14 protein-coding genes are annotated in these 14,853 nt (G+C 73.2%); 9 read left to right on the forward strand and 5 right to left on the reverse strand.

The window, feature by feature from the left end:
• The 4 genes from AB0D10_RS34330 to AB0D10_RS34345 form a co-directional block, all read left to right on the forward strand.
• The coding region (locus AB0D10_RS34330) for an amidohydrolase family protein (RefSeq protein ID WP_360263068.1) at window positions 1-567 on the forward strand (567 nt) is incomplete at its 5' end.
• 121 nt (window positions 568-688) lie between these two features.
• The gene (locus AB0D10_RS34335) at window positions 689-1,066 is read left to right on the forward strand and encodes an ROK family protein (protein ID WP_360263071.1); all 378 of its coding nucleotides are present in this window, start codon (window positions 689-691) and stop codon (window positions 1,064-1,066) included.
• Entirely contained in the window at window positions 1,063-2,013 is a 951-nt protein-coding gene (locus AB0D10_RS34340; protein WP_360263073.1) for a 1-phosphofructokinase family hexose kinase, read from the forward strand. The genes AB0D10_RS34335 and AB0D10_RS34340 overlap by 4 nt, the downstream gene beginning before the upstream one ends.
• A complete protein-coding gene (locus AB0D10_RS34345) occupies window positions 2,004-2,882 on the forward strand; it encodes a class II fructose-bisphosphate aldolase (protein ID WP_360263075.1) in 879 nt (292 codons plus the stop codon). Before AB0D10_RS34340 ends, AB0D10_RS34345 begins: the two co-directional genes overlap by 10 nt.
• 94 nt (window positions 2,883-2,976) lie before the next feature.
• Here AB0D10_RS34345 and AB0D10_RS34350 read toward each other — a convergent pair whose 3' ends face one another.
• Window positions 2,977-3,729, reverse strand: coding sequence for a GntR family transcriptional regulator (locus AB0D10_RS34350; protein ID WP_360263077.1), 753 nt, complete (start codon window positions 3,727-3,729; stop codon window positions 2,977-2,979).
• Between the two features lie 192 nt (window positions 3,730-3,921).
• On the opposite strand from AB0D10_RS34350, the gene AB0D10_RS34355 reads away from it, so the two are divergent.
• On the forward strand, window positions 3,922-4,818 hold the full coding sequence (locus AB0D10_RS34355) for a hypothetical protein (RefSeq protein WP_360263079.1): 897 nt from the start codon (window positions 3,922-3,924) through the stop codon (window positions 4,816-4,818).
• 28 nt (window positions 4,819-4,846) lie between these two features.
• Entirely contained in the window at window positions 4,847-4,975 is a 129-nt protein-coding gene (locus AB0D10_RS34360) for a hypothetical protein (RefSeq protein WP_360263081.1), read from the forward strand.
• 54 nt (window positions 4,976-5,029) lie between these two features.
• Here AB0D10_RS34360 and AB0D10_RS34365 read toward each other — a convergent pair whose 3' ends face one another.
• Window positions 5,030-6,601, reverse strand: coding sequence for an MFS transporter (locus AB0D10_RS34365; protein ID WP_360263083.1), 1,572 nt, complete (start codon window positions 6,599-6,601; stop codon window positions 5,030-5,032).
• 316 nt (window positions 6,602-6,917) lie between these two features.
• Between AB0D10_RS34365 and AB0D10_RS34370 the strand changes: the two genes are divergently transcribed.
• A complete protein-coding gene (locus tag AB0D10_RS34370; RefSeq protein ID WP_360263085.1) occupies window positions 6,918-7,763 on the forward strand; it encodes a hypothetical protein in 846 nt (281 codons plus the stop codon).
• 230 nt (window positions 7,764-7,993) lie between these two features.
• On the opposite strand, the gene AB0D10_RS34375 is transcribed toward AB0D10_RS34370, so the two are convergent.
• A complete protein-coding gene (locus AB0D10_RS34375) occupies window positions 7,994-9,112 on the reverse strand; it encodes a peptidoglycan recognition protein (RefSeq protein WP_360263088.1) in 1,119 nt (372 codons plus the stop codon).
• A gap of 380 nt (window positions 9,113-9,492) precedes the next feature.
• Here AB0D10_RS34375 and AB0D10_RS34380 point away from each other — a divergent pair, with 380 nt between their 5' ends.
• On the forward strand, window positions 9,493-10,665 hold the full coding sequence (locus AB0D10_RS34380; RefSeq protein ID WP_360263091.1) for a hypothetical protein: 1,173 nt from the start codon (window positions 9,493-9,495) through the stop codon (window positions 10,663-10,665).
• 315 nt (window positions 10,666-10,980) lie between these two features.
• Here AB0D10_RS34380 and AB0D10_RS34385 read toward each other — a convergent pair whose 3' ends face one another.
• Window positions 10,981-11,352: a helix-turn-helix domain-containing protein gene (locus AB0D10_RS34385; protein WP_360263094.1), complete on the reverse strand. Its 372-nt coding sequence runs from the start codon at window positions 11,350-11,352 to the stop codon at window positions 10,981-10,983.
• A 136-nt stretch (window positions 11,353-11,488) separates the two neighbouring features.
• On the opposite strand from AB0D10_RS34385, the gene AB0D10_RS34390 reads away from it, so the two are divergent.
• On the forward strand, window positions 11,489-12,328 hold the full coding sequence (locus tag AB0D10_RS34390; RefSeq protein WP_360263097.1) for an NAD(P)H-binding protein: 840 nt from the start codon (window positions 11,489-11,491) through the stop codon (window positions 12,326-12,328).
• A gap of 288 nt (window positions 12,329-12,616) precedes the next feature.
• On the opposite strand, the gene AB0D10_RS34395 is transcribed toward AB0D10_RS34390, so the two are convergent.
• Window positions 12,617-14,698: a hypothetical protein gene (locus AB0D10_RS34395; protein ID WP_360263100.1), complete on the reverse strand. Its 2,082-nt coding sequence runs from the start codon at window positions 14,696-14,698 to the stop codon at window positions 12,617-12,619.
• Window positions 14,699-14,853: the final 155 nt, after the last annotated feature.

Below are 14,853 nucleotides of genomic sequence, written 5' to 3' on the forward strand. Positions count from 1 at the left end.
GACGCCGGAGCCACCGTCGCCACCCACCTCTTCAACGCCATGCCCGCCATCGCCCACCGCGCCCCCGGCCCCATCGTCGCCCTCCTGGAGGACGACCGGGTCACCGTCGAACTCATCAACGACGGCGTCCACCTGCACCCCTCCGTCCTCGACCTCGCCTACAACACCGCCGGCCCCTCCCGCGTCGCCCTCATCACCGACGCCATGGGCGCCGCCGGCATGGGCGACGGCCTCTACCCCCTCGGCCCCCTCCAGGTCCAGGTCAAGGACGGCGTCGCGCGGCTCCCCGACGGCAGCTCCATCGCCGGGTCCACCCTCACCCTCGACCGGGTCCTCCGAAGGTCCCTGACCGCGGGACGGATGACGCTGCCGCAGGCCGTCGAGTCGCTGTCCACGACCCCGGCCCGGCTGCTCGGCCTGAGCGACTCCGTCGGCTCGCTGGAGACCGGCAAGCTCGCCGACCTCGTCGTGGTCGACTCCGGGACCTACGACCTGGTCGCCGTGATGCGCCGCGGCCGCTGGGCCGTCGGCGACGGCCGGTTCACGGCGGTGCGGCGCGGCCGGTGATGGCACCCCTGGCATTTCTGCTCAAAGTTGCAGCATTTGCCGGTTCTATTGACATTAATGCGCAGTAACAGTGCACTTGGTGCGCAGGTCTCCTCGGCATCCTCGATACAAGGAGCTGGCTGTGCACCTCTCGGCCGCCGCCATCGCCCGCCGCTACGCCGCCGCCACCGGCGAACGGGACGTCACCGCCCGGCAGGTCGCCGAGCGCGCCGCGACCGGGGACCGGACGGCCACCGCCGTCCGGCAGGAAGCCGTCGACGCGCTCGCCGACGGCTTGGCGAGCGCGGTCACCCTGCTCGACCCGGAACGCGTCGTGATCGGCGGCGGCCTGGCGCGGGCCGGTGAGCCGTACTTGGCGCCGCTGCGCGAATCGCTGGGCGCCCGGCTCGCCTTCCAGGCGATGCCGGATCTCGTACCCGCCGAACTCGGCCACGAGGCAGGCTGCTTCGGGGCCGGACTGCTCGCGCGGGACCTCCTGGGCGCGGGAGCGGCGACGTGATCCTCACCGTCACGCCCAACGCGGCCCTGGACATCACCCACCACCTGGACCGGTTGCGCCCGCACGGCAGCAACCGGGTCCGGGCGGTGGCCGAGCGTGCGGGCGGCAAGGGCGTCAACGTCGCCCGGGTCCTGCACGCCCTCGGTCACCCGACCGTCGTCACCGGGCTGGTCGGCGGCATCACCGGCCGGGCGATCCGCGCCGAACTCGCCGCCGCCGGACTGACCGACCGCATGCTGGCGATCCCTGGTGAATCCCGGCGGACGGTGGCCGTGGTCGAGGAGAGCGTCGGGGACACCACCGTGCTGCTCGAACCCGGACCGGTGGTGGGTGTCGAGGAGTGGGAGCGGTTCCTCCATCACCTCGACACGCTGCTACCGGGCGCCGCCGCGGTGGTCCTCTCCGGCAGCCTGCCGCGCGGCCTCCCCCGGGACGCCTACGCCCAGTTGCTCCGGCACGCACACGCACACGGCGTCCCGGCCGTACTCGACGCCGACGGGGCGGCCCTGCGCGCGGCGCTTCCGGCAGGACCGGCCCTCATCAAGCCGAACGCCGACGAACTGACCGCCGCCACCGGCCTCGCCGACCCGGTCGCCGCCGCCCGCGCCCTGCACGCCGCCGGAGCGGGCGCGGTGGTCGCCTCGCTCGGCGCCGACGGCGTCATCGCCGTCACGCCGCACGGGAGTTGGCACGCCCGCGGACCCGAGCGGCTGGCCGGCAACCCCACCGGCGCCGGCGACGCCGCGGTCGCCGCGCTCACCCTCGGCCTGGTCACCCGCACCCCCTGGCCCGACCGGCTGGCCGAGGCCGTGGCACTCTCCGCGGCCGCCGTCGCCGCACCGCTCGCGGGCGACTTCGACCCGGCCGTCCACCGGGCCCTGCGCCCCCGCGTGAACGTCCGGCATCTCGCACCCTTCGCAGCAGAGGAGCCCGACCCGTGCCCCTGACCGGAACCGGCGCGATCGCCGCCGGACCCGTTGCCGATGCCGTGCGCGGCGTCGGCGCGTTCAACGTCATCCACCTCGAACACGCCCAGGCCGTCGTCGCCGGCGCCGAAGCCGCCGGTGCCCCGGTCATCCTGCAGATCAGCGAGAACGCCGTCCGCTACCACGGCGCCCTCGCCCCGATCGCCGCCGCCACCCTGGTCGTCGCCCGTGCCGCGAAGGTACCGGTCGCGGTGCACCTCGACCACGCCACCTCCATCGAACTCGTCCACGAAGCGGTGCAGTTGGGCCTCACCTCGGTCATGTACGACGCCTCCGCGCTCCCCTACAAGGAGAATGTGCGCACCACCGCCGAGGTGGTCCGGCACTGTCACGCCGCCGGCGTCTGGGTCGAGGCCGAACTCGGCGAGGTCGGCGGCAAGGACGGCGTCCACGCCCCCGGAGTGCGCACCGACCCCGCCGAGGCCGCCGCATTCGTCGCCGCCACCGGCGTGGACGCGCTCGCGGTGGCCGTCGGCACCTCCCACGCCATGCTCACCCGCGACGCGGTCCTCGACTTCGAACTCATCGCACGGCTGCACGAGGCAGTGCCGGTCCCGCTCGTGCTGCACGGCTCCTCCGGCGTGGCGGACCGTGACCTCACCGCCGCCGTGGACGCCGGCATGACCAAGGTCAACATAGCTACCCACCTCAACCGGGTGTTCACCACCGCCGTCCGCCGGGCCCTGGCCGACGACACCCGGCTGGTCGACACCCGCCGCTACCTCGGGCCCGCCCGCGCCGCCGTCGCCACCGAGGTCGCCCGCCTGCTCGGCGTGCTGAAGGCGGCGCCCGCCGTCTCCGAGCGCGGGCTCCACGCGCCGGCGGACTGAGACGTCGACATCGCCGGGTTCGACCCGCGCGGCTCACCGACGCCGGCCGACGGGCCCCGTCCCCGTCCCCGTTCTTCCGGACCCAGGTGAACCCCTACGGCCGGTTCGAGCCGGAGCCGGATTCCCGCCTCGACCTCGCCGTCGTGGCGCACTCCTGGAGGGCCTGACCGGAGTCGTCGGTCAGAGCGGCCGCGGTCAGGGTGAGGTGCCGGACCAGGATCTCGGCTGCGGTGTCGGCGTCGCGGGCCAGCGCAGCCTCCTCCAGCCTGCGGTGTTCCTCGGCGCCGTCCCGGTCGGGGTTGCGGTGCGCCGACCAACGGCGGGCCAGCTCACTCGCGGTCCACAACCGGTCGAAGGTCTCCAGCAGTGCGTGGTTTCCGCACCCCTCCAGCAACGTGCGGTGGAAGGCCCGATGAGCCTCGGCCCACGCGCCGGTGTAGTACTCGCCCTCCTCCGGCTCGTACGCCGGGGTGCGCGCCAGTCGGTGGTGGGAGGCCCGCACGCGGGCTTCCCAGTCGACGTCGCCGCGCTCGATGGACATGCGCAGTACGACCGGTTCGACGGTCCGGCGGGCTTCCGCGATCTCCTGCCAGCGGCGGTCGGAGAAGGACGGGACGGCGAAGCCGCGGTTGGGCAGCCGGTCGGCGAGCCCCTCACCGACCAGCCGCACGAGCGCCTCGCGCACCACGGCCAGGCTCACGCCCTGCTCCCTGGCAAGGTCCTGCGGCTTGAGGGGGGCACCAGGGGCGTGGTCCCCGCGCATGATCGCGTCCCGCAGGTGCGCGTAGACCTGCTCGGAGAGCATCTGCTTCCCCGGCGGGGTCGAGGAGTGCGCCGTCTGAGTCATGAGCTCATCCTAGACGATCCACTGGATAATCGATTATCCGTGTTATCGTCGATTCAGTAGTCGGCAGGGACGTCCGCCACCGTCACTTCGTCGTGGTGCATGCCCTCGACACCCCTCGGACGCGCGGTGCCGGTCGCCACTGCCGAAACTCCCGCACGACAGCGCCACCCGACTCCCGGAGACACCACCGCCATGCACCTCGACCCCCTTCCCGCCTCCGCCCGTACCGGCGACGGCCCGATGGACCTGAACGCCGTCCGCACCGTCAGCCACGCCGTCAGCGCCGCCCACCTGTTCATCCACCTCGCCCCCGAGACCGCCGAGCAGGCGGCCGAGCTCGGCGTGACCGACCGCGGGCCGGCCTACCTGGCCTTCCGGTCGGCCGCGATGGGCGGCGTTCCGTGGCAGGTCACGCTCGCGGCCTTCTACAACTTCAGCCCGCGGGCAGTACGGGCCATGGCGGGCGTGTGGGACGCCGCACCGCCCGAGCGGTGGCAGGCCGCCCGCTTCCTGGCCGCCGGACGGGCGATGCGGCGCGTCGACGTACGTCTCACGGACGACCACCGTGCCGAGGCCCGCTCGCTGATCGACCCGGTCGTCGCCGGTGCCGACTACGCCGGAAAGGTGCTGGCCGCCGCGAACGCCTCGGTCGGGCTTCCCCCCGATCCCCTCGTCGCGCTCTGGCAGCAGATCACGGTGGCGCGCGAGTGGCGCGGCGACGCCCATCTCGTCGTACTCGCCGACAACGGCCTCGGGCCGTGCGACTGCCTCGTTCTGCACACCGCGACCGGCCCCCTCCCGACGGCTCTCGCACGAGCGACCCGTCAGTGGGACGACGAGGAGTGGAACGCGGCGACGGCACGCCTCGTCGCACGCGGCTGGCTCGACTCCGACGCCGTGGTCACCGACGCCGGCAGGGCGGCACGCGAGCGCATCGAAGTGGAAACGGACGAGCACTGCGCCGCGTTGTGGGCACCGATCGGCAACGCGGGCGCCCGCCGCTTCGCCGCGCTCATCGCGCCGATCACCGACGCGTTCACCACAGCGGGAACGTTCCAGGCCGTTCGCGGGCGGTCCGATCCCGCATGAACGGTCCTTTGCGCGAGCACGGCCGGTAATGAGCCGCGAAGCCCCGGGCCCACGACCGGCCCTCAGCCCGCATCCCCGACCGGCTACCGGCTACCGGCTCCGCTACGTCCGCGGCCCCGAGGGCATCGTCGTCGGACTCGCCGAGGAACTCGGCTGACGGCCCTCGCAGCGCGGCAGGCGCGGCCGCGGCCGCGACCGGGAGCGCCCCGGCTCAGCCCTGGCCCGGTTCGCGCCCGGCAGGCAAGGGCTCCTGCTCCTCGGCGGACGGCTCGGCCTGCACGCCCGGACGCAGGCCGACGATCGCCACCACCGCGGCCGCGGCCATGATCGCCGCCATCCAGTAGAAGACCGTCTGGGTGGCGTGGGCGAAGTCGGCCCGGAAGAACGGCGGGATGCTCGCGGTGCCCCCGCTCCCGCCGCTCTGCGCCTGGACCTGGGAGAGGTGTGCGGCCGTGGCGGCCGCCTGATCCGGAGGCAGCCCCTGGGCGACCAGCGAGTCGGTCAGCCGGGAGCGCAGGTCGGTGACCAGGACGGTGCCCAGCACCGCCAGTCCCAGGCTCGCGGCGTAGTTGCGGACCGTCTGGGTGATGCCGGTCGCCTCGCCGTAGGACAGCCGCGAGGCGCGGTTGACCGCGTCCGTGCTGGCGGGGGAGAGCATGAAGCCCATGCCCGCGCCGGCCAGCACGATGTCCCACTGCTGGTCGCTGAAGCTCAGCGTGGTCACGTCGCCCGCCCACAGGTAGAACCCGAACGCGGCCAGGACGCACCCGAGCACCACCGGCCGCTTCGCGCCGCCCCGGTCGAGCATCCGGCCGCCGATCTGCGAGGCGATCACGAACCCGATGAAGAAGTAGAGCAGGAAGATGCCGGCGGTCGAGGAGGAGTCGCCCAGTGCGATCTGCGCGTACTCGCTGGAGAAGAAGAACACCGGGACGAAGACCAGCATCGAGATGCCGAGCACCAGGTTCTGCACGGAGAACGCCCGGATGCGGAAGATGTCCACCTGGATCAGCGGCGAGGCGGTGCGCTTCTCGACGAACACGAAGACGACCAGCAGCAGAACGCCGGCCGCGATGCAGAGCCCGATCGCCGGGTTCGACCAGCCCCAGACCTGCGACTGCTGGAACCCGAAGACGCTCAGCGCGACACCACCGGCGATCAGCGCCAGACCGCGGTAGTCCATGGGCGCCGGCCGGCTCTGCGTCACCGGTTTCGAGATCGCGATCAGCACCAGCGCGATCGCGGCCACCGGCAGGTTCACCCAGAAGATGGCCCGCCAGGTCCATTCGGTCAGGTAGCCGCCGAGGACCGGCCCGATCGCGGTCAGACCGCCCGCGATGCCGAAGAACAGGGCCAGCGCCCGCCCCCGCTCGCGCAGCACGAAGTTCTGCACCACGATCGCCAGCGCCGCCGGGAACATGAGGGCGCCGCCGAAGCCCTGGACGGCGCGGAAGGCGATCAGCCACGCCTCGGCCAGGCTCCCGGTGGGGGTGAGACCGCAACAGGCCGACGCGCCCGCGAAGACCAGCACCCCGACCACCACCATCCGGCGGTGGCCGACCGTGTCGGCGAGCCGACCGCCGAAGGCGAAGAACGCCGCCAGGGTGAGCAGGTAGGCGTTGACCGCCCACTGCACCCCCGTGCTGGTCAGTTTCAGCTCGTGCTGGATGTTCGGTACGGCGATCGACACGATCGTCTGGTCGATGAAGGTCATCGCGACGGCGAAGATCATCGCCGACAGCACCAGGTAGCGCGAGGACCCGCCGACGGGCGCACTGCTCACGGTTCGCCATCCCTCCGGGGTGCGTCCGCGCATCGACTGCCGGCGGATCACCTGTGGACCGGCCCCGTTCCTGGGGAAACGGGGCCGGTTCCTGCCGTTCGTGCGGCGGCTCCCATGCTAGCGACGGGCCCGGGGCGACGCCTGACGGAGCAGCGCGGACGGGTTGCCCCGCTGCCCGGGCTCCGCGGACGGGGGGTGGCGGGGCTCCGCAGGCGGGGGCCGTGGGGTGGCCGGGTCACACGGTGTCACGACCCGTTGCGTCGGCGACCGGTGTTTCGCCACCCCGGTGGTCCGGCAGGCGGGCTAGTCTCGGCCCGTGGGGCAGCCTGAGCAGCGCGCCGAGGGCGCGGGACCGTTCACCACCCGGCTCACCTGGCGGCCGCCCGGCGGCGGCACCGCCGTCTGGGAGTCACGACTCGCCCGGCGGCGCGGACTCATCGCCGTCCACCCGCCCGGTGCCCCGGCCCGTCGGCACGCCAGCGCCGACGCCGTTGCGATCACCCGGCTGCGCAGGCTCAACGCCATCGCCGCCACCGCCTTCGTCATCGGCGGAGCGCTGTTCGCGGCCGGCGCCGCCGTCGCCCAGTTCGGCGGGGGCGACGCCACCACCTGTGCGTCGATCTACTTCGCCGGCGGCCTCTTCTTCAACACCGGCGGGTACGTCTCCCTGCTCCAGGTCGTCAACGCCCCCCGGCACGTCCCGGGCGGCGAAGGCCGGCTGGTCACCCGCCGCTGGCGCTGGTGGAGCTACGAGCCGATGCGGGTGGACTGGCTCAGCGCGTCCGCCCTGTTCGCCGGGACCCTCGTGTTCGGCGTCAACCTGCTGGACTCCTTCCTCCAGGGGCTGAACGTCCAGCAGGTCAACCGGCTGATCTGGACTCCCGACGTCATCGGCTGCGTGCTCTTCCTGATCTCCGGTCACCTCGCCTTCGTCGAGATCTGCCACACCCGCCTGCCCTGCGTCCGCCGCCGCAGCCTCGGCTGGTGGATCACCGCCGTCAACCAGCTCGGATCCGTCCTCTTCATGGTGTCGGCACTCGCCGCCTACACCCGCCCCGCGACCGGCAGCCTGGTCAACGCGGACATCGCCGACTGGGGCACCCTCACGGGCGCCCTCTGCTTCTCCGTCGGCGGCGTGCTCCAGTACCTCGAACGTCCCTGACCCGGGCAGCCGGCCCGGCGCTCTGTCGGGAAGCGTTCCTGCCCGGGCCGGCCCCGGCCTGGCGCTCCACGGTCGGACGGGGTCCGGCACCTCCCCCGGTGCCGGACCCCGTCCGCGTTCCGTACGAACCCGTCGAGCTGCCGCACCGGCCCGCTCGGCCCTGCCGCGCACCGCCGTACGGTCCGTGCGGTCCGTGCGGTCCGGGAGTTCGGCGCGGCCGTCCGGCGGGCTCAGCCGTCCTGGAGGATCAGAGCCGCACTGCGGATGGCGGGGAGCCTGGCGTAGAGGGCTCCACCGGGACACTCGGTGGCGAAGCCGTCGCGGTGGCCGGAGATGGTGTCGAAGTCCACGACGGTGCCCTTGGGATACCGGCTGCCGTCGGAGGAGGAGGTCAACCGGGTGGTGCCACCGGCCATCTGGCCGGTGAGGCCGAGCTTCCAGGCCGCGATCTTCGCGAGGCCGTCCTGCAGCGCCTGCGGTGGGACGTCCGAGGTGTAGGTGCCGATCGCGGAGACACCGGCCGAGTTGCTGTTGAAGCCGAGGGTGTGGGCACCGAGGACGGGCTGGTCGACGCCGCCGGCGCGGCCCTCGTAGACGGTGCCGCAGCGGTCGACCAGGAAGTTGTAGCCGATGTCCCGCCAGCCGTTGCTCTGGACGTGGTACTGGTAGATCGATCTGATGATCCGGGGGGCGTCGCTGCAGGCGTAATCGGTGGCACTCGCCGTGTGGTGGACGAAGACCGCCCGGACCGGGCCGGTGTACCCGAATCCCGCCTCGCGGATGGACTCGTCCGCGCCCCAGCCGGCGCGGGTGACGATCTCGGGGCGCCCAGCGGTGTCGGTGGGTCCGGCCGGGCGTTCGGGCACGGTCTGCCGGTCGGTGGTGGCGGCTCCCTGCCCGGGGTCGACGAGTTCGACCCGCAGGCCGCGCGGCAGTCCGGCGGGACCGGGACGCACGTCCACGGCAACGCCGTCGCTGCGGCCGGCCCACAGCGGGGCGGTGGCGCCGCGGGGCACGGTGTCGGGGGCGTCCGCGGCGTCGGCCTCCAGTTGACGCCAGTCGCTCCAGCGGCCGGTGGCGGAGTCGCGGGTGCGGACCCGTACGGACCCCTGGGCGAGGGCGTCGGGGGCACCGTCCCAGACAACACCGAGGAGTTCGAACGGACGGGTTTCCCGGGGCGCGAGGACGCCCCCGGCGCCGAAGGCCAGTGAGGTGACCGAGCCGCCGCCGACGGAGGTGCGCAGCGTGGCAGTGGGGCTGCTCGAACCGTCCACGGCGACGGCCGCGGGCTGGAGGAGCAGGGCAGTGGTGCAGCCGGCAAGGACTGCTGCCGGGATCGAAATGCTCATGGAAGGGATGGTCACCACGGTTCACCGCCCCCGCACGCCACCGCCGGTAACGCACCGTCACGAAACGCCTCGGGGATGCGCCGGCGGGGAGTGGGATTTCCCTGGCCGGATGCACCCGGTCAGGCGGCGGTGGGCGGAGCGGACCGGCGCGGATGCCGTCCGCCGTACGGGTGGTCGGGCAGCGGCCGGTACGGGTGTCGCGGGGCTGGTTCCAGGGCTGACGCGGGTGCGGGAGCGAGGTGCCGGGCCGGGCGGAGAGCGTACGTCCGTTTGCCGTATCTCGTTGGGCCATAGCGGTGACTCAACAGCGACGCGTGTCTTCGCCGGATGGCGCGGAACTGTATACGGAAGATCCGTTTTACGGATCTTCCGGGAGCATCATGCGTACTCGAATCACCGCCCTGGTCCTGTCCGGGCTGACCTCGGCCGCCCTCGTCTGGGGCACGGGCGGCCAGGCATACGCCTCGCCCGTCGCCGACACCGGCACGGCGACGGCTCAGGGCCAATGGGTCGACAGCCTTCTGCGTATGGCCGAGCAGGGCGGCACGTCGGCCCGTGACACCTGGACCCTCACCGGCCGCAGCGACTTCCGTTCCACGTCGGCCCTCCGCCTGACCGACGGCGACCCCGACACCGCGCCGACGGCGACCGGTGACGGGGAAGCCGGCGGGGCACAGACCGATGCCGTGCAGCCCGACGAGGGCGAGCGGCTCGCGGGGCAGGCGCCGTCCACACCGACCACGCTGCCCGCGAAGGCGGGAGCAGGAACGGCCGGCACCGAGAACTGCGCCGGGCCCGGCCACGAGGGCCACGGGCACGTCAGCCGCCCCGTCCCCGGCAAGTGCCACTGCCTGCCCTGCGCCCCCGCCGGGCACGGGGAACACGGCGAGCACGGGGAACACGGGGAACACGGCGAGCACGGCGAGCACGGCGAGCACGGCGAGCACGGCGCCCCCGCCGGGCACGGCGAGCACGGCGAGCACGGCGAGCACGGCGAGCACGGCGAGCACGGCGAGCACGGCGAGCACGGCGCCCCCGCCGGGCACGGCGAACACGGGGAACACGGCGAGCACGGCGAGCACGGCGGCCAGGAGCAGGGCCAGGGTCAGAACGGTCAGCAGAACCAGCACCAGGGGCAAGGCCAGGACCAGCACGTCGACGTGACCGTCATCGTGCAGAACACCGTGGCCAACAACCTCGACAACAGCGCCAACAACATCGCCGCCGCCACCAGCAACTCGAACAACTCGGCACACAACAGCGCCGTCAACAACCAGTCCGCCAAACAGTCCAACCACCTCTCCAACCAGCAGTCCGCGCTCAACAAGATCAAGCTCGTCGCGCAGGAGGAAGGCCCGGGACGGCCGCCCCACAAGGGAGGCCACGAGATGACGCCCGGCCACCACGGCTCGGCCCCGGAGGAGCACGCCGGGCACCACCACGGCGAGCTGGCCCAGACCGGTGCGCCGAAGACACCCGTCCTGCTCGGCCTCTCCGCCGCGTTCCTCGCGGCCGGCGCGGCCGCCGTACGGCTGAGCCGGCGCCGCGCCTGACCGGTGCCTCGCAGGCCCCGGCAGCAGCCGGCCGGAGACGGCCGGAGACGGACGTGACCGCGGGCCCCACCAGGAGATCGTCCTGGTGGGGCCCGCGGTCTTGCGACCTCACGGCCCCCGCTGCCGGGAACCCCGGCACGCACGGCTCTTCCGGACGCCGTGCGCGGCCCACATCAGTCATCTGACTGACCGACACGCCTGCTGCCGGGCAGCACCCGGGACAGCAGGTGACGCGGACGACGGTGGGAAGGACGTCCGGGGTGGCCCGGCAGCCGGTGGCCGGTGGTTCGTCGGGAAGTCCCGGGCGGGGTGGCGTCAGCGGGCGTCGGGCGGGGGCAGGCGGCGGGTGATCCGGTCGAACAGGTCGGTCAGGGGCTCGCCGAGCTCCCGGCCGAACTCCGTGAGCCCGTAGGTGACCTGGGGCGGCGTGGTCGGCTCGACCTCCCGCCGGACCAGGCCGTCCTGGACCAGGGCGCGCAGGGTCTGGGAGAGCATCTTCTCGCTGACACCCCGGATGCTCTCGCGGAGTTCGTGGAACCGCAGGTCGTCGTTCCGCAGGGAGATCAGCACCCAGACACCCCACCGGCTGGTCACGTGGTCGACCACGGCCCGTGCGGGACAGTCGGTGTGAAACACCTCATAGCGCTTCACCGGAGCGGGCCGCCCGAACTGCACACCTTCCGTCATGTCATGAGCTTACCTAAAGGTATGTCCTTACGAAATGTAAGCCTGGCTCCTACTGTCATCGCCATCGACCGCGTCGAGCGCATGGAGCGCGTCGACGACACCGAGAACACCGAGGACATCGGGCAAGGAGCTGATCATGATCGTGGTGACCGGGGCGACCGGAAACGTGGGCCGGCCGCTGGTACGGGTGCTGGCGGACGCGGGCCGGGACGTGACGGCGGTGTCCCGGAACTCCTCCCAAGTACCGGACGGCGTAAGCCACTTCGCCGCCGACCTGGCCGAACCCGCCGGCCTCGAACCCGCACTGGCCGGGGCGGAGGCACTGTTCCTGCTGCTCTCCGGAGACCTGCACGCCGCCGGAGCCGATCCGGCCGGCATCGTCCGGCGCGCGGTGGCGAGCGGGGTCCGCCGGGTCGTCCTGCTCTCCACCCAGGGCGTGTCGACCAGGCCCTTCGGTCCGACCCGGATCGCGATGCGCGAACTGGAGGACGCCGTGCGGCAGTCCGGGACGCAATGGGCGGTCCTGCGGCCGGGAGGCTTCGCCTCCAACGCCCTGTGGTGGGCAGGATCCGTCCGCGACCGGCGGACCGTCGCCGCGCCCTTCGGCGACACCGGCGTGCCGATCATCGACCCGGCGGACATCGCCGAGGTCGCGGCCGCCTGTCTGCTGGACGACCGGTACAGCGGCGGCGTGTACGAGCTGACCGGCCCGGAGGTGATCACGCCGCGCGGGCAAACGGCGGCCATCACCGCCGCGCTGGACTCGCCGGTACGGTTCCACGAACTCACCCGCGACGAGGCCAAGGCGGCGATGGTCCGCAGCATGCCGGCCGAACTCGCCGACGACACCCTGGACATCCTCGGCTCCCCCAACCCGTCCGAGCTGCGCGTCAGCCCGGACGTCGAACGGGTCCTCGGCCGGCCCCCGCGCCGGTTCGCCGAGTGGGCCGTCCGCCACGCCGACGCGTTCCGCTGAGAACGGCGAGCCGGCCCTGCCGGGCATCCGGCCACCTCGGCGGGGTGAGCCGGGGTGAGCCGGGGTGAGCGGGGCAGCGTCGTATGGCTGCGGGGCAGGGCGGGCTCTCGGGACGGGGCCTGACGCCGAAGGCCCTGCCCTGCGGAAACCGTGGGCAGGCTGGGCTGGCGCGCGGCAGGCGTGCGAGAGGTCCCGCGCACCGGGAACGGCGCGCGGGACCGCGGCAGGAGGGTGGCACCTGGTGGGCCCGGTGCCGCCCTCGCGACCTGCCTGGGAAGAACTGCACGATCAGGACAGGACGCTCCAACTCTGCCCGGGCGCCGCGCCGTTCACGGCCTCGGTGGTCACCGTCGAGCCGGCCGTGCCACCGACGGCGCCGAGCGCGAGGCCGCTGGCGACGTTGGTGATGGTGAGCGCGCCGGTCGCGGCGTTCCCGTCGACCCGCCACTCCTGCCACGCGTTGCCCGGCGAGTAGTCCAGCAGGTAGGCGCTGTTGCCGGCCGCGGTGCCCGCTGACAGCACGGTGTGGGCGTGGGTGGCCGTGTCGCAGTTGTCGCTGATCCGCACGGTGCCGTCGGGGTTGGCCGTGAAGGTCCACTGCTCGGAGGTGTGCGTGGGCCACCAGGTGTTGACGTCGGCGGGCGAGGTGAGCGGCGAGCTGCACGTGCCGGCGACCTCCAGGACCAGGCCTGCGGTGCCGCCCGCGCCCAGCGCGTGGTACTTCCCGTCACCCACGACCGCCGCCGGCACGGTGCCGGCCTTCGGCGTGAGCCGGAACATCGCGACGCCGTGCGGGGCCACCCAGGCGCCGCCGACGGTGCCGCCGGCCGCGACCGTGCCGGTCGTGCCGGTCCACAGTTCCTTGTACGTGAACGCGCCGGTCAGCCCCAGCGCGGTGAGGTCGCTGCCGATCGTCCGCCAGTTGTCCGGGTCCTGGTTGACCAGCAGCACGGCGGTGTCCCCGTTCGCCAGCTGCCGCTTGAGCACGACCGGCGCCCTGGAGTCCGTCGGCGCGGCGCCGACCAGCGTCGCGGGCTTGGCGAGCGCGTCCTGGTCGACGGCGATGACGTCGGCGTTCTTGAGGACCGCCAGGCTCGACGCGCCGATCCCGGTGGACCAGGTGGCACCGTCCGCGCTGTGCTGCGACTGAGCGGCGGTGCGCAGGTCGGCGCCGGAGATCAGCGGGGCGGCGAGCATCGACAGGACGGAGGTCTCGGTGCGCGACTCGTCGTCGGTGAACGGCTTGTGGCAGGTGCAGGTGTCGGTGGTGCCGTAGAGGCCGTACACGTCGTTCCAGCCGGTGAACATCATGTCGAGGTCGTTCCAGCTGCCCGGGCGCACGTTGCCGGGGTACTGCAGGGCGGTGCGCAGCTGGCCGTTCCACAGCACGCCGTCGAGTTCGCTGTCGCGGTCCCCGCCGATCCGGCACAGGTTGGCCACCTGCCCGCACCACACGCCCGTCGGGGCGTAGCCCGGCGCGGTGAACGGCGCCGTCCCGGCGCTGCGGACGACCGGGTCGGTGCGGGCCGGATCGGCCGGGTCGAGAAGGTGGGGCACCCCGGTGTGGGCGGGCTGGGCGGAGACGCTGAGGGTGACCTTCGGGCGGCCCTGGGTGGCGGAGGCGGCATCGAGGGCGTGCTGGAAGGTCTGCACGCGGGTGTAGACGGAGCGGGTGAGCTCCTTGCCGATGCCCTGGGTGCCGTAGTCGTGACCGTCCGGGCCGGTGATCGGCGGGCCGTAGGGGCAGTCGTCGTACTTGACGAAGTCGACGCCCCAGGCGACGAAGTCGGCGGCGTCGGTGGTCTCGTGGCCGAGGCTGCCGGGGTGCATCTGGCAGGTCTCGTAGGTGTCGGTGGCGTAGAGGCCGAACTTCAGGCCCTTGGTGTGCGCGTACCGGGCCAGGTACTGGATGCCGTTGACGGTCCGGCCGTCGACGGTCTGCGAGGGGAAGTGGTCGGGGCGCGGGACGAGGTGGCCGGAGGTCGGGTCGTTGCCGGTGCCGTCGGTGCCGCTCACCGGGTTCCCGGCGGCGTCGTAGAGCTGCATCGATCCGCTCGGGGTCCGGACGAAGTCGGTGCTCTGGCCGTCCCGGTGCCACAGCGACCAGCCGTCGTCGATGGTGACGGTGTCGTAGCCGGCGGCGACCAGGCCGTTGGCGGCCATGAAGTCGATCGTCTGGACGACCTGTTCCTCGGTGACCTCGGTGCCGAGGGAGTTCCACGAGTTCCACCCCATGGGCGGGGTGAGGGCGTTGCCGTTGCCCAGGGCGGCGGCCGGGGCGGCCGCGCCGAGGGCGAGGGTTCCGAGGCCGGTCGCGGCGAGTGCCAGCGCGAGCAGGGGTGCCGCGAGGCGGTGCGGGAGCAGGCGCACGTGCGCTCCTGTGGGGGGTGTGGGGGTGTGTGGGGGTGTCATGTGGCGTCGCGCGGTGCCGTGGGGGCGGCGGGCCGATCACGTGTCGCCGGGCGGGGCGTTTGAACGTTCCAATTCGGGCGGCGCGGCCGCACGGCGGACGTGACCCTCGGTCC

The sequence above is a fragment of the Kitasatospora sp. NPDC048545 genome, assembly GCF_040651155.1.
Lineage (GTDB): Bacteria > Actinomycetota > Actinomycetes > Streptomycetales > Streptomycetaceae > Kitasatospora.

Excerpts from the sequence above, each read along its gene's own strand:
- AB0D10_RS34350 (WP_360263077.1), bottom strand. The coding sequence starts at position 3,729 with ATGACTCAGACGGCGCACTCCTCGACCCCGCCGGGGAAGCAGATGCTC.
- AB0D10_RS34355 (WP_360263079.1), top strand. The coding sequence starts at position 3,922 with ATGCACCTCGACCCCCTTCCCGCCTCCGCCCGTACCGGCGACGGCCCG.
- AB0D10_RS34360 (WP_360263081.1), top strand. The coding sequence starts at position 4,847 with ATGAGCCGCGAAGCCCCGGGCCCACGACCGGCCCTCAGCCCGCATCCC.
- AB0D10_RS34375 (WP_360263088.1), bottom strand. The coding sequence starts at position 9,112 with ATGAGCATTTCGATCCCGGCAGCAGTCCTTGCCGGCTGCACCACTGCC.
- AB0D10_RS34380 (WP_360263091.1), top strand. The coding sequence starts at position 9,493 with ATGCGTACTCGAATCACCGCCCTGGTCCTGTCCGGGCTGACCTCGGCC.
- AB0D10_RS34385 (WP_360263094.1), bottom strand. The coding sequence starts at position 11,352 with ATGACGGAAGGTGTGCAGTTCGGGCGGCCCGCTCCGGTGAAGCGCTAT.
- AB0D10_RS34390 (WP_360263097.1), top strand. The coding sequence starts at position 11,489 with ATGATCGTGGTGACCGGGGCGACCGGAAACGTGGGCCGGCCGCTGGTA.